Annotated in this window: 14 protein-coding genes and 1 pseudogene; 9 read left to right on the top strand and 6 right to left on the bottom strand. The window is 66.9% G+C overall.

What is annotated here, in order from left to right; genetic code table 11:
* Positions 1–2 precede the first annotated feature (2 nt).
* The 4 genes and pseudogenes from GFS60_RS15435 (at position 3) to GFS60_RS15450 (ending at position 3761) form a co-directional block, all read left to right on the top strand.
* Complete coding sequence (locus tag GFS60_RS15435) at positions 3–911, top strand: 3-methyladenine DNA glycosylase (protein ID WP_236603149.1); 909 nt, start codon at positions 3–5, stop codon at positions 909–911.
* Positions 912–987: 76 nt separating this feature from the next.
* Positions 988–2285: pseudogene (locus GFS60_RS15440) on the top strand (CoA transferase).
* Positions 2286–2417: 132 nt separating this feature from the next.
* Positions 2418–3455, top strand: coding sequence for a nucleoside hydrolase (locus GFS60_RS15445; RefSeq protein WP_159922498.1), 1038 nt, complete (start codon positions 2418–2420; stop codon positions 3453–3455).
* Positions 3456–3554: 99 nt separating this feature from the next.
* The gene (locus GFS60_RS15450) at positions 3555–3761 is read left to right on the top strand and encodes a hypothetical protein (protein WP_109330106.1); all 207 of its coding nucleotides are present in this window, start codon (positions 3555–3557) and stop codon (positions 3759–3761) included.
* On the opposite strand, the gene GFS60_RS15455 is transcribed toward GFS60_RS15450, so the two are convergent.
* Genes GFS60_RS15455 through GFS60_RS15465 form a run of 3 tightly spaced genes read right to left on the bottom strand, consistent with a single transcriptional unit; the run spans position 3727 to position 6224 of the window.
* On the bottom strand, positions 3727–4617 hold the full coding sequence (locus GFS60_RS15455; RefSeq protein WP_159922500.1) for a metal ABC transporter permease: 891 nt from the start codon (positions 4615–4617) through the stop codon (positions 3727–3729). The two genes, GFS60_RS15450 and GFS60_RS15455, sit on opposite strands and share 35 nt — an antisense overlap.
* A gap of 6 nt (positions 4618–4623) precedes the next feature.
* Positions 4624–5361 (bottom strand): metal ABC transporter ATP-binding protein, encoded by a 738-nt coding sequence (locus GFS60_RS15460; RefSeq protein WP_159922503.1) that lies wholly within the window; start codon positions 5359–5361, stop codon positions 4624–4626.
* Complete coding sequence (locus GFS60_RS15465) at positions 5358–6224, bottom strand: metal ABC transporter substrate-binding protein (RefSeq protein ID WP_201453622.1); 867 nt, start codon at positions 6222–6224, stop codon at positions 5358–5360. Before GFS60_RS15465 ends, GFS60_RS15460 begins: the two co-directional genes overlap by 4 nt.
* A 244-nt stretch (positions 6225–6468) precedes the next feature.
* Here GFS60_RS15465 and GFS60_RS15470 point away from each other — a divergent pair, with 244 nt between their 5' ends.
* Entirely contained in the window at positions 6469–6978 is a 510-nt protein-coding gene (locus GFS60_RS15470; RefSeq protein WP_159922505.1) for a DUF6194 family protein, read from the top strand.
* A gap of 57 nt (positions 6979–7035) precedes the next feature.
* Positions 7036–7797 carry a MerR family transcriptional regulator gene (locus GFS60_RS15475; protein WP_159922507.1) on the top strand — a complete coding sequence of 254 codons (762 nt, stop codon included), beginning with the start codon at positions 7036–7038 and terminating at the stop codon, positions 7795–7797.
* A gap of 31 nt (positions 7798–7828) precedes the next feature.
* On the opposite strand, the gene GFS60_RS38615 is transcribed toward GFS60_RS15475, so the two are convergent.
* The 3 genes from GFS60_RS38615 to GFS60_RS15485 all read right to left on the bottom strand — a co-directional run bounded on the left by GFS60_RS38615 (position 7829) and on the right by GFS60_RS15485 (position 10586).
* Positions 7829–7966, bottom strand: coding sequence for a hypothetical protein (locus GFS60_RS38615; RefSeq protein WP_201453384.1), 138 nt, complete (start codon positions 7964–7966; stop codon positions 7829–7831).
* 66 nt (positions 7967–8032) lie between these two features.
* Entirely contained in the window at positions 8033–9460 is a 1428-nt protein-coding gene (rox, locus tag GFS60_RS15480) for a rifampin monooxygenase (RefSeq protein ID WP_159922509.1), read from the bottom strand.
* A gap of 232 nt (positions 9461–9692) precedes the next feature.
* A complete protein-coding gene (locus GFS60_RS15485) occupies positions 9693–10586 on the bottom strand; it encodes a LysR family transcriptional regulator (protein ID WP_159922511.1) in 894 nt (297 codons plus the stop codon).
* A gap of 119 nt (positions 10587–10705) precedes the next feature.
* Here GFS60_RS15485 and GFS60_RS15490 point away from each other — a divergent pair, with 119 nt between their 5' ends.
* From GFS60_RS15490 to GFS60_RS15500, 3 genes are read left to right on the top strand one after another with little or no spacing between them, the layout of a single operon-like run.
* The gene (locus tag GFS60_RS15490) at positions 10706–12016 is read left to right on the top strand and encodes a CitMHS family transporter (protein WP_159922513.1); all 1311 of its coding nucleotides are present in this window, start codon (positions 10706–10708) and stop codon (positions 12014–12016) included.
* A gap of 53 nt (positions 12017–12069) precedes the next feature.
* Positions 12070–13443 carry an acyclic terpene utilization AtuA family protein gene (locus tag GFS60_RS15495; RefSeq protein WP_159922515.1) on the top strand — a complete coding sequence of 458 codons (1374 nt, stop codon included), beginning with the start codon at positions 12070–12072 and terminating at the stop codon, positions 13441–13443.
* On the top strand, positions 13440–13760 hold the full coding sequence (locus GFS60_RS15500; RefSeq protein ID WP_159922517.1) for an AtuA-related protein: 321 nt from the start codon (positions 13440–13442) through the stop codon (positions 13758–13760). Before GFS60_RS15495 ends, GFS60_RS15500 begins: the two co-directional genes overlap by 4 nt.
* Positions 13761–13763 lie beyond the last annotated feature (3 nt).

Consider the following 13763-nt stretch of genomic DNA (forward strand, 5'->3'; position numbering starts at 1 on the left):
CCGTGCGGCCCCCCGACAACACGGTCACCGGAGGCCCGCTCGCGGTGCTGGCGTCCGGTGACTGGACGGCTCGACGGACCCGCCACCGCGATCGGGTGGCACGAATCGTCGAGCCGTATCAGGAACGCAAGGCGGCCGGAATCAGCCATCCGGTGCACGACTTCCTCTTCACTTACTACAGCTTGCGCCCCAACCAGTTGCGTCGATGGCACCCGGGTTACGGGACGGCGCTCACCGGTCCCGGGTCCGACGACTACCTCCGCTACACCGGTTACCGGTCGCAAGCCGTCGACGGAGACCCTGTTGTCACCGTCGACCCCGCGGTGCTCGAGCATCGCCGAAGCACCGTCGAATTCGTGGCCGGTCTTCTCGAGGCCACGGAAGCCCGCACTCCACGCCTGAACTGCTTCGGCCTGCACGAATGGGCGATGGTCTATCGGGGCGGCGCCGAGGCGATCCGCCACCAGAGGGTGCCGCTGCGCCTCGGGTTCGACGGCACCGACGCGGTGGTCGAATCGATGCCTTTGCGCTGCACCCACTACGACGCGTTCCGGTTCTTCACTCCTGCGGCGGTGACCCGCAACGAGTCCGCACTCGACCGGGACGGCCAGATCCGCCGCGAGCAACCCGGCTGCCTGCATGCGGGCATGGATCTGTACAAGTGGGCGTACAAACTTGGGCCGCTCGTCGACTCGGACCTGGTGATGGACTGTTTCGAGCATGCACTCGCCGCACGCGAACTCGACATGCAGGCCAGCCCGTACGACTTGTCCGAGTACGGATACGCCCCCGTGCCCATCGAGACTCCCACCGGGCGTGCAGAATACGTACGACGGCAGCAGCACCTCGCGCAACGGGCCGCCCCGCTGCGCGCCGGCCTGCTCGAGCGGTGCCGTCAACTGCTGTCGTAGAGTTCGCCGTTCGAGGCTGGGGGGTTCGGTGACCGGGTTTCGACGGCTGCTGGGCGAGTACGAGCGCAATGTCGGTGTGCCGCCCGGCTCCCACCGCATCGAGTGCCCCGACCCGGGCGCCTTCCTCGCCGCTCGGCTTCCCGTCTTCGACCTGGCGGCGGGGTCGCTCGCGGCCGTCGCTACCGCCGTCGACAGATACCGGGTGTCCTGCGGGTGGGGTCCGCGGTCGTGGCGGCTCGACCCCGAGCGGATCGCAGCAGCATTCTCCAGCGACCGGCTGTTGCGGGTGGCGGGGGAACCGGTGTCCGGGTTCGCTGAGCTGTCCGGCTTCTTTGCTGTCTCCGACGGTTGGGTGCGTACCCACGCCAACTATCCGCACCACCGTCGCCGGCTTCTCGGGGCGATCGACCTCGCCGAGGATGCCGGCCGGGAGGCGGTGGCCGGCCGGCTCCGCGAATTCACCGCGGCCGAGGTCGAGGAACGGGCGTTCGCCGCGCAGGCCGTGGCGTCGGCCGTCCGCACGCAGGAAGAGTGGGCGGCCACCCCGCAGGGCGCGGCCGCGGCAGCGGGAGACCTGGTCCCCACCGTCGTACATCCCGCTCATTCGCCGGGGGCGCTGCGGTCCGGGCAGGCCTCCGCGACGACACCCTTGAGCGGGATCACGGTTCTCGATCTGACCCGGGTGATCGCCGGCCCCGTCGCCACCCGCACGCTGGCGCTCCTGGGCGCCGAGGTCCTGCGCATCGACCCGCCGTTTCTCCCCGAAATTGCCGTGCAGCATCTCGATACCGGGCAGGGTAAACGGTCGACGCTGCTCGATGTGACGTCGGTGGCGGGCCGCAGGCGGTGGGAGGAGCTTCTTGCCGACGCGAATGTGGTCGTCACCGGCTACCGTCCGGGCGCCCTCGACACCCTGCTCGATCGCGCACCCGCACAGGTGGTGCGGGGCAGGGTGAGTGCGTGGGGCCGCACCGGCCCCCGGGCGGGTCGGCGGGGCTTCGACAGCATCGTCCAGGCCGCATCAGGTATCTTGCTCGTCGAGGGTGGGCACGCCCCCGGCGCGCTGCCCGCGCAGGCTCTCGATCACGCCAGCGGATACCTGCTCGCCGCCGGCATCGTCGACGCGCTGACCCGCACCGATCCGACGGCTGCGGCCGGACCGTCGACGTCTCCCTCGCGCGCACTGGTGCGTGGTTGCTGAGTGCACCCGGCCGGTCCGCCGACCCGCCGGCCGCCGCCGTTCCCGGACCGAACTGCGTAGTGTCCCAAGGAACTTCGGTTACCCGCCGCCCGGCACTGGCCGAGTACGACGACTACCCTTTCCCTGCCCGCCCGTGGGGCGAGGATCCAGCGGTGTGGGCAGCAACCACCTGACCGGTCCCGTGGAGACAGACCACGGTCCACGCGCACGGTCCTCGCCGTGCACTATGGACGCGTGAAGACACATCACTACTCCCTGGCTGTCACCTGGACGGGCAACCACCGCCCCACCGTCCGCGTCGCCGGATGAGCGCCCCCGCGCAGCGCCTGATCGTCGACGTCGACACCGGCATCGACGATTCGCTGGCCCTGCTGTATCTGCTGGCCAGCCCGGAAGCGGAGATCCTCGGGATCGCCAGCACCGCCGGGAACGTGCCCGTCGAGCAGGTCGCAGCCAACAATCTGAACTGGCTCGGGCTGTGCCGTGCACCCGACATCGAAGTGGCCCTCGGTGCGCGGGTGCCGCTCGACTGCCCGTTGCGGACCACCGAGGACACGCACGGGCCGCAGGGCATCGGGTACGCCGTCCTCCCCGACTCCGGCCGGTCCCTGTCGGAGCGGGACGCGACCACGATGTGGGTCGAACTCGTCCGCGAGCATCCCCGTGAGGTCACCGGACTCGTCACCGGACCGCTGACCAATCTGGCGCTGGCGATCCGCGCGGAACCCGAACTTCCCCGACTGCTGCACCGACTGGTGGTGATGGGCGGCGCCTACAACCATCCTGGCAACACCACCCCCACCACCGAATGGAACGTCTCCGTCGACCCCGAGGCCGCGAAGGAGGTGTTCGACGCGTTCTCCGGGCTCCCGGAGGGCCGGCGTCCCATCCTCTGCGGGCTCGACATCACCGAGACCATCGAAATGACACCGGACCATGTTCGCCGTCTCGCCGAAGCGGCGGGAAGTGTTCCCGCCGAAGTGATCTCACCGGAGGATGCACCGCACATTCGGTCACGCACCAGCAACCCGGTGATCCGTCACCTGTCGGACGCCATCCGGTTCTACATGGATTTTCACCGCAGCCACAACCAGGGCTTCATCGCACACATGCACGACCCGTTCGCTGCGGCGGTGGCGTTGAACCCGGATCTCGCCCGGACACGTCCGGCCACCGTCGACGTCGAACTCCAAGGAACGCTCACCAGGGGCACCACCGTCGCCGACTGGGTCGGCCACTGGAACCGGGAACCCAACGCCGACATCGCGGTGAGCACCGACCCCGCCACGTTCTTCGACGACCTCGTCGACCGGGTCGGCCGCTACGCGAAATCGGTCGGCTGACACCGACGGCCGCGTCTTCCCGACTCGCGACATCTCTGCCGCCAGAAAAGGGGGTGCGCGCCGGCCCGCGGGCGCGCAGACTGGTAACAGGAGGTCATCATGCGCTTACTCAATGGCCTGCTCGGCGTGGTGACGGGGATTCTCACGGCCCTGCTCGGCACAGTACTGGGAATCCTCGCGGCCGTAGTGTGGCTCGTCGGTGGGGTGCTCTGTGTGACGGTCATTCTGTTGCCGCTCGGAATCCCCGTTCTGAAGCTCGGCCGTCGACTGTTCACTCTTGCCGGGCAGCTGATGCATCTTCCCTGAGCGACCGCCGCCGCGACGCGGTGATTCTGCGACCGATGACGCCGTGACGAGGCGCGAAAAGGTACGCCAGGGCGAACGCTGCACCCTGGGACAGCACGACCATGCCGCCGCTGGCAGTGTCGAGGTGATAGCTCAGGTACAGCCCTGTGACGGCGCAGACCGCCGAGATCGCGGGTGCGATGATCAGCATGCGGTGAAAGCTGTCGGTGAGCAGGTAGGCCGTGGATCCGGGGATGATGAGCATGGCCACCACCAGAATCACACCCACCGCTTGCAGGGCCACCACAGCGGTGAGCGCGAGTAATCCCAGGAGCGCGGCCCCCAGCAGCCGGGGATTGAGACCGATGGCGTGGGCGTGGGTGCGGTCGAAGGCGTAGAGCGTGAAGTCGCGGCGTTTGACGATCAGAGCGATGAAGACGACGGCCCCGAGGATCGCGATCTGGATGAGATCGGAGCGGCTGACGCCCAGCAGGTTGCCGAAGATGATGTGGTTGAGGTCGGTTTGGCTCGGAGTCACCGAAACCAGGACCAGGCCGAGGGCGAACAAGGTGGAGAACACGATTCCGATCGCGGCGTCTTCCTTGACACGACTGGTGTCGCGGACCACCCCAATCAGTGCCACGGCAAGGAATCCGAAGATCACTGCGCCGAGGGCGAAGGGGGCGCCGACGATGTAGGCGAGGACGACGCCGGGCAGGACGGCGTGCGAGACGGCATCGCCCATCAGCGACCAACCGATCAGCACCAGCCAGCACGACAACACCGCGCACACCACCGACGCGATCAGAGTGGTGATCAGTGCGCGGACCATGAAGTCGTAACGCAGCGGGTCGACGAAGAAGTCGATCACGTTCATGGGGTGTCAGGTCCTTGTCATCACGTCGAGGCCGAAGGCCGACGCCAGGTTCGCCGGTTGCAGAACGAGCGTCGGGTCGCCGTGCGCGAGCACCGTGCGCATCAGCAGGATCGCCTCGTCCGCCAGCGCCGGCAGCGCGTGTAGGTCATGGGTGGAGACGAGGATGGCCGCACCTGCACCGGCGAGTTCCCGCAGCAACGTGGTGATGGTGGCTTCGGAGCGTTTGTCGACCCCGGCGAACGGTTCGTCCAACAGCAGGATCGTTGCCTCTTGGGCGATTCCCCGGGCCACGAAAGTACGTTTCTTCTGGCCGCCGGACAATTGCCCGATCTGCCGGTCCGCCAAGTCGGTGAGTTCCACGCGTTCGAGGGCGTGGTCGACGGCCGAACGATCAGCTTTCCCGGGCCGCCGGGTCAGGCCCATGCGACCGTAGCGGCCGGTCATCACCACATCTCGCACGGACAGTGGAAAGGCCCAGTCCACCTCCTCGCTCTGCGGAACATAACCCAGGACACCGGTTTTGCGCGCGGTGGCCGGGGCCTGGCCGTTGATGCGGACCGTGCCGGTATCGGGTTTGACCGTTCCCATGATCGTTTTGAACAGTGTGGATTTGCCGGAGCCGTTCATCCCGACCAGCCCGCACACCCGTCCTGCCTGCAGGGAGAGGGAGACCCGGTCGAGGGCAAGAACGTCACCGTAGTGGACGGTGACGTCCTGCACCTCGACGGCCGGCTGGGGAGTCACGGCCGTTGTCCGTTCAAAGCGGACGTGAGGGTTTCGGCGTCGTGCCGGATCAAATCAAGGTAGGTCGGCACGGGTCCGTCCTGCTCCGACAGCGAATCGACGTAGAGGGTTCCGCCGAAAGCGGCGTCGGTGGCTTCCACCACGCGTTGCATAGGCGCATCCGACACCGTCGACTCACAGAACACCGCGGGTACCCGGTTCTGCTTGACGAACTCGATCGTCGACGCGATCTGCTGGGGGGTGGCCTGCTGTTCGGCATTGACCGGCCAGATGTACTTCTCTGTCAACCCCGCATCGCGCGCAAGATACGAAAACGCTCCTTCGCACGTGACCAGCGCCCGTTCATTGACCGGCAACGCGCTCAACTCGGCAACCAATTCGTCCTGCACCTGCTGCAGTCGGGCCTTGTAGGCATCACCGTTGGTGCGATAGTCGCTCGCGTGTTCGGGATCGAGGTCGCTGAACGCGGTGACCATGTTGTCGACGTAGATCTGCACATTCAGGGGTGACATCCACGCGTGCGGATTCGGTTTGCCCGCGTAGGCATCTTCGCCGATGCCGATCGGCTCGACCCCGTCGCTGGCGACCACATGCTCGACCTCCAGCCCCTCGACGAATTGGGCGAACCAGGCCTCCAGATTCATCCCGTTGTCGAGGATCAGGTCGGCCTCGGCCGCCTTCCTGATATCGCCCGGTGTCGGCTCGTAACCGTGAATTTCCGTACCGGCTTTGGTGAGCGACTCCACCGTCAGGTGCTCCCCCCCGACGTTCTCCGCGATGTCGGCGAGAACAGTGAAGGTGGTCAGCACCACCGGTTTGCCGTCGGCGGGCCCGGCCGCACCCTCGGCGCACCCGGACAGCATCAGCGTCGCGGCGAGAGCTGTCAGTATCGCCGCGACCGTGGTTGCCCGTCGCCGCCTGCCCACCCCGAGGTCCGTTGTTTTCACAGTCGAATCATAATGTTCGGTCTTCCGAAACTACAAGTGTGGGTCATCCCGCCGCGGTAGGTACGCGGCTGAGCGCCGATCGTCACTGCGCCGAGCCGCGCACCGTGAGCGGTCCCGAGATGTTGCACCTGACGTAGCGTGAGGTTCTACGGTGGCCTGCATGACCGCGAACGACCCGGAAACATCAGCTCTCACGCAGAAACACATCATTGCGGTGGCTCTCGAACTGCCTGGGGTCACGGTGGTGACGGCCAGTGAAGAGGGCGGCGCTCCGCCGAGTTCCTGGGGAGACACCTTCTTCTCATACAACCCTGATGGCGACCCGCCGGCGGAGCAGCGTTTCCCGTTCGCCACCATCGTGACGAACGACGTCGAGGGGTGGGACACCTCCTCGAACATGAACCGGCAGGGCGTATTTCGTCTCAATGTCTCGGTCGGCCGGGACCACTTCCGCGAACTACTCGGCTTCTCACCGGCCGAACATGCGCCGCGCAGCAGCGGCATCGATTACAGTGCACTGGACCGACTGCTCCCTCACCCGAACTACGCAGCCCAATCGTGGATATCGATCCTGAACCCGGGAGCGGCGACGGCGCACTCCGTGCCGGGTCTACTTGCCCTCGCGCACGGACGAGCGAGGGCCCGACACTTCCGGCGAAGCGCACGATGAACGCCGTCTTCCCTCCGAGTTCGCGCACGCCCCGCTGCGACGATGCATGATCGCGAGATGGACGGGTACACAGTCGGACAACTGGCGGCGCTGTCGGGCATTTCCGTCCGTACCCTCCATCATTACGACAGCATCGGCCTCCTGAAGCCGCACGGGCGCAGCGCGGCCAACCACCGCGTGTACTCCCCCGACGACGTGCAGCGTTTGCGGCTCATACTCTTCTATCGAGAGCTGGAGTTCGGGCTCGACGAGATCGCCGACATCCTGGCCGAGCCCCACGCCCGCGTCGACGATCACCTCCGCCGACAGCACCGCCTCCTGCGGCAGCGTCAGGCACGCACGGACGAATTGCTCGACGCCATCGAGAAGGAAATGCGCGCTCGCCACATGGGGGTGGCACTGTCCCCGGAAGAGCAGCTCGCCATTTTCAGCACCGACAGTTTCGGTGAACGACTACGCGAGGCCGAGCAGCGGTGGGCCGAGTCGAATCAGAACCAGGACCTACCGCGGCGAACCGCCGCCTATACCAAGGACGACTGGGTGGCGATCAAGGCAGACGCCGATGCCAACATCCAGGAATTCGTCGACGCGATAGCCGCGGGTGAGCCGGCCACCGGCGCAGTCGCGATGCAGGCGGCCGAAAACCACCGTGCCCACATCGCACGGTGGTTCTTCGACTGCACCCACCGACAGCACCGGGACGTGGCTGCTCTCTACCTCGCCGACCCGGCGGCGGCCGCGCACTGGAACGAGATGGCACCCGGGTTCGCGCAATACGTTCACGACGCGATAGTGGCGAACGCCGACCGCGCCGGCTGACGACCCGACGACCACAGGACTTCTCGGTTGCTCAGGAACCGTTGACCAGTAGGTCGAGGATCCACACCAACCACGGAATCCCACCTTCGATCGGCAACTCCCACATCGTCGACACCCCCTGCTCGCATCCACTGTCCGGACGTCGCCATTGTGCACGACTGCGCGACATGTGCCCGCCAAAGCGCTCACAACCCGACTCGAACCGGCGTGTCGACGCACGGGAGGAGTTCGGCGGTCAGCCGGAGGAAGCGCCGAACCACTGGGGCAACTGACTGAGCAGCTCCTGCTGATCATCACCTACCCATGCCACGTGGCCGTCCGGCCGCAGCAGCACGGCGGGCACGTCGAGTTCCTCGCTGACATCGACGACGTGGTCGACCCGGTCGGCCCAGCCGGCCACCGAGAGCCGGCCCGTCTGGTCGAGCAGGAGTCCGCGGCCACCATGCATGAGCGCGTAGAGGCGCCCCCGCTTCAGCTGAATGTCCCGCAACCGCCGGCCGAGCAGTGGGTGCCCCTCCCCGAAGTCGTAGCGAACCCCGATCGCGGTGACCTTCTCGGTCAGGTACCGGTTCACGTCGTCGATGTCCATCAGTTCCGACAGCAACCGGCGCACGGCCCGCGGACCCGGCTCGGTGGACATCAGTTCCGACTGCACGCGGGTGTTGTTCAGCACGTCGGCGGCTACCGGGTGCCGTTCGCTGTGGTAGCTGTCCAGCAGCCCCTGCGGGGCCCAGCCGCCCACCTCGGCGGCCAGCTTCCAGCCCAGATTGAACGCGTCCTGGACGCCGAGGTTGAGGCCCTGCCCGCCCAGCGGTGGGTGGACGTGCGCCGCGTCGCCGGCCAGCAGTACCCGGCCGACCCGATAGCGTTCGGCCAGCCGGGTGGCATCACCGAAGCGGGACAGCCACCGCGGTGAATGCACGCCGAAGTCGGTGCCGGCGAACACGCGGAGCTGTTGCTTGAATTCCTCGAGGGTCGGCGGGACCGACCGGTCTTCGGCCACCCCCTCGGCGGGCACGACGACGCGGTACACCCCGTCCCCGGTGGGACCGGCGCCGAAATTCTTGTGGGTCTTGCGGACCTCGCTGATCACGGCGTCCAGTGTCTCGGGCGGAGCGGTCACCTCCATTTCGCCCAGCAGCGACTCGACCCTCGTAGGTTCGCCGGGGAAGCCGACCCCGAGCAGCTTGCGCACCGTGCTGCGGCCGCCGTCGCAGCCGACGAGGTAGCGCGAGCGCAGCTGCGTGCCGTCGGCCAGCTCGATGGTCGCCCCGTGGTCGTCCTGGCTCAACCTGACCAGTTCGCTGCCGCGGCGGATCGGGGTGCCGAGTTCCGTGGCGTGCTCGGTCAGCAGGCGTTCGGTGACGGGCTGCGGAATGCCCAGGACATACGGATGTGCGGTGTCGAGCCGGTCGGGTTGCGGCTTGGTGATGCCGGCGAAAAAGCCGCTGAGCGGATACTGCTTGCCGTGCGCGAGAAACCGTTCCAGCAGACCGCGCTGATCCATCACCTCGATGCTGCGCACGTGCAGGCCGAGCGACCGAACATGCCTGGTCGGCTCCTCGTCCTTCTCCAGCACGAGCGCGTGTACGCCCTGCAGCCGCAACTCGCAGGCCAGCATCAACCCGGTCGGTCCGCCCCCGGCAATGATGACGTCGAACATGACACTCCCCCATTTCGCCACAGTGGTTTTCGAAGCCGGCCGCTCCGCTCGTGCACACGAGAGCGCACTTCGCAATTTCCGCAGGTTGCGGCTTCGACCGGAGATTCTGCAGCACTACCCGGGTCTTGCCGCAAGGCCCCTTGTGCGTTATATGTTGGAAGTGGCAAGGAGTGAACGACTCCTTGCCGTTCTCAGGTGTACAGCCGGTGCGGATGCCGGACGTCGAGTCAGGTCATACGTCGGCGAGAAGCATGGTCACGAAACTGCGGGTGCTCGCCGTCTGGGGTCGACCGGCGACCTGGACGAGCGAAATGGTGCGTTCGACCGTCGGCTGGAGCGGTATGTGGACGAGACCGGCGAACGAGATCATGGGAAGCACGAGTTCGGGTACCGCAGTGACACCGAGCCCGGCCGCCGCCAATCCCGCTACCGCGCCGATGTTCTGCGCCTGCATGACAGGTCCGAGTTCGATGCGTGCGTCCTCGACGGCCCGGCGGACGGGCGCCGCGATGCTGCTCTCGGGTCCGAACGCGATGAACGGCTGTCCGGCGAGATCCGACCACCGGAGTACTTGCCGATCGGCGAACGGATGTGTCGGCGCGACGGCGCAATAGAAGGAGTCGCTCGTCAGAACGTCCTGTTGCAGGCCGGGCAGAATTCCCGAGGTGGTGACCAGGGCGAGGTCGACCGTGCCCGAGTACACGGCGTCGAGAACCTCCTGACGTAGTCCGTCCCGGATCTGGAGGCGCACGTCGGGGTGCTGCTCGCGGAAGCTCACCACGTACGGAGGAAGGAACGTGGCCGCGAGCGAGGGCAGGCATGCCACCGTCACGATTCCGCGGTCACCGGTGACGAATCGTTCGATCTGCGTGAGCCCGTCGTCGAAGTCGTGGAGCATCCGCCGGGCGTGTTCGATGATCTCGTGCCCGTGCGTGGTCAGCTCGACACGGCGCGTGGTGCGTTCGAACAGTGTGATGTCGAGCCTGCGCTCGGCCTCGGCGACCGAGCGGCTCAGCGAGGACTGAGACACGTCGAGTGCGGAGGCCGCCGCGGTGAAGCTCGCGTAGTCGGCGATGGCGACGATGCTCCTCAGGTGAGAAATCCCGAGATTGATGCTCATGCGCATCAGTATGGCCGGTATTCAGGGCCTATTCATGATTTCCACTCATCAATAGATCAGGTATTGATATTTGACGCGCAAATGTGAGGGGCGCGACACTGAGACTCCATTTCGAAGGAGGTCACATGGTTGCCGCGCTCGGGTTCGCCACGATCGCTTGTTTCCTGGCGCTGGCGTTCAGCCGTCGGGTCTCGGTGCTGGTCGCCCTGATCCTTGTTCCCGTCGCGTTCGCGATCGTGGGCGGATGGGCGCCCGACCTCGGGGAGATGGTGGGCGACGGTCTGCTGAAGGTCGCGCCCGTCGCCATCATGATCGCCTTCGCGGTCCTGTATTTCAGTCTGATGGTCGACGTGGGACTGTTCGACCCGGCGATCCGCCGGATCGTCCGCTGGGCGGGTGGCAATCCCACCAAGATCGCCGTCGGAACCGCGGTGCTGACCCTGCTCGTCGCGCTCGACGGCGACGGAACCTCGACCTTCCTGATCACCATCTCGGCGTTGCTGCCCATCTACCAGAAACTCGGCATGCGCCCGGTCGTCCTGACCGGCATCGTCTGCCTGGCTGCGGGACTGATGAACATGATTCCGTGGGGCGGCCCGACCGTCCGTGCGATGGCCGCACTCGACCTGACCAGCGCCGACATTTTCACGCCGGTCCTGCCCGCGATGGGCGCCGGGATTCTGTGGGTCCTGTTCGCCGCCTACATGATCGGCCGCACGGAACGTAAACGGCTCGGTGTCACCGAACTGGCGTTTCCCGGTGGCGGTGGTCCCGGCACGCCGCATATCGCCGATGCGCCGGTGCGTACCGGTCGCCAACGGGCGGTGATGGCGTTCAATACCGTGCTCACCCTCGTGCTGATCGTGATCCTGCTGTTCCAGCTCGTGCCGCTGGAGGTGGCATTCGCCATCGCATTCGCACTCGCGCTCGCCGTCAACCGCCCGAAGTGGGACGACCAGCAGGCCCTGTTCGCCAAGCACGGCGGCAACGTCACCATGGTGGTGGCGATGATCCTCGCGGCAGGCGTGCTCACCGGAATCCTCAACGGGACCGGGATGATCACCGCGATGGCGCAGACCTTCGTCTCCTGGATTCCGCAGTCCGCCGGTTCCCTGATCCCCGTCATCACCGCCGTCACGTCGATGCCGCTCAGCTTGGTCTTCACCCCGGACGCCTACTACTTCGGTGTCGTGCCGGTGCTCGCGGAAACCACCGCCTCATTTGGAGGCGACCCCGCGGAGATCGGCCGCGCCGCCATCCTCGGCCAGATGACCACCGGATTCCCGCTTAGCCCGTTGACCGCCGCGACGTTCATCCTGATCGGACTGAGCAAGGTGGACCTCGGCAAGCACCAGCGGTTCATCTTCGGCTGGGCCTTCGGGACCACGATCGTGATGACCGTTGTAGCGCTACTCACCGGCGCCATCTCGCTGTAATCGTCCGCGCCGCCACACACCACACGTCGAACAAGCAAAAGGATTTTGAGACCGTGACACCATCGAGCACCCGCGGCAGCGCCTCGCGGAGCGTGCGACTCGGCGCCGGATCCGGGTTCTCCGGGGATCGCATCGACCCCGCCGAGAAACTCGCCCGGCAGGCCGATCTCGACTACCTGATCTTCGAATGCCTCGGCGAACGCACCGTCGCCGCCGGAAACGCCCGCCGACTCGAGAACCCGGACGACGGATACGATCCGCTCCTCGCCGCACGCATGCGCGCGGTTCTCCCGCACACGCTCGCGTCCGGAACCACGGTGATCACCAATGCCGGTGCCGCGAACCCTCTCGCCGCGGCCGAATTGGTCTCCGGCATCGCGTCCCGGTCCACCGACCGGCAGGTGCGCGTTGCTGCCATCACGGGCGACGCGGTGCTCGAGCAAGTGCTGCGCCACGACCCCGTCGTGTGGGAAACCGGGAAACGCCTGTCGGAGCACGACGAGGAACTCGTCTCCGCGAACGCGTACATCGGCGCGGAGGCCGTGATCCCCGCGCTCGAACTGGACGCCGACGTCGTCGTCACCGGGCGTCTGGCCGACCCCTCCCTCTACGTCGCCCCACTCGCCCACCACTTCGGATGGGACCTGGCCGACCACGACACCATCGGCGCCGCAACCGCGATCGGGCATCTGCTCGAATGCGCCGGACAACTCACGGGCGGATACTACGCGGACCCCGTCACCAAACCGGTGAAGGGAATGGCCGATCTCGGCTTCCCGTTTGCCGACGTCCTCGCCGACGGATCGGCCACATTCGGCAAACTCGACGGATCCGGCGGGATACTCACCGAACGAACCTGCGCCGAGCAACTCCTGTACGAGGTGGGAGATCCCACGTCGTACCTCACCCCGGACGTCACCGCGGACTTCGGCAACGTGTCGTTCACCAGCGTCGGACCCGACCGGGTCGCCATCACCGGTGCAACGGGGCGCCCCCGCCCACAGCAGCTGAAGGTCACCCTCGGATTCCGTGGCGGCTGGCTCGGTGAGGGGCAGATCAGTTACGCGGGACCACGCGCCTACCCCCGTGCCCAGCTCGCCGCGGACATCGTCACCGAACGTCTCGTCGAGGTACACGGTTTCGCCGAGGGCGCCGTCTCCGTCGAATACATCGGCGCCGGTGCCGCTTTCCGCGGACTCGACACCGACACCGCTGCCCACGAAGTGCGCGTGCGGGTCACTGCCCGCGCACGCACCCGGGAGGAAGCCGACCTCGTCGGCTGGGAGGTGGAAAGCCTGTACACCAACGGACCGGCCGGCGGAGGCGGCGCCCGGCGCTCGTCGACCGAGGTGCTCGCGATCCGCTCGTGCACCCTCCCTCGCGACCTCGTGTCCACCCGGGTGCATCTCACGGAGGTTTCGACATGACCACACCCGCAGCTGTTCAGAAGATCGACACCCTCGCAGACGTCCGCGCCGGCGACAAGGGAGACACGCTCATCCTCGCCGTGCTGGCCAGGGACCGGGCCGCCTACCTGCTTCTCACGCAGAGACTGACCGAGGACGTCGTCGCCGCCCACTACGGTGAGCTGGTCACCGGACCGGCCCGGCGCACCTGCCAGCCGAACCTCATGGCGATGGTGTTCGAGTTGCCCGGCGTCCTCGGCGGCGGGGTCACAGGCTCACCCGCACTCGACGGACACGGCAAGACGCTGGGCTACCACCTGCTGAGCCTCGAAATCTGACCG

The organism is Rhodococcus sp. WAY2 (assembly GCF_009859915.1).
GTDB classification, from domain to species: Bacteria; Actinomycetota; Actinomycetes; order Mycobacteriales; family Mycobacteriaceae; genus Rhodococcus_F; species Rhodococcus_F oxybenzonivorans.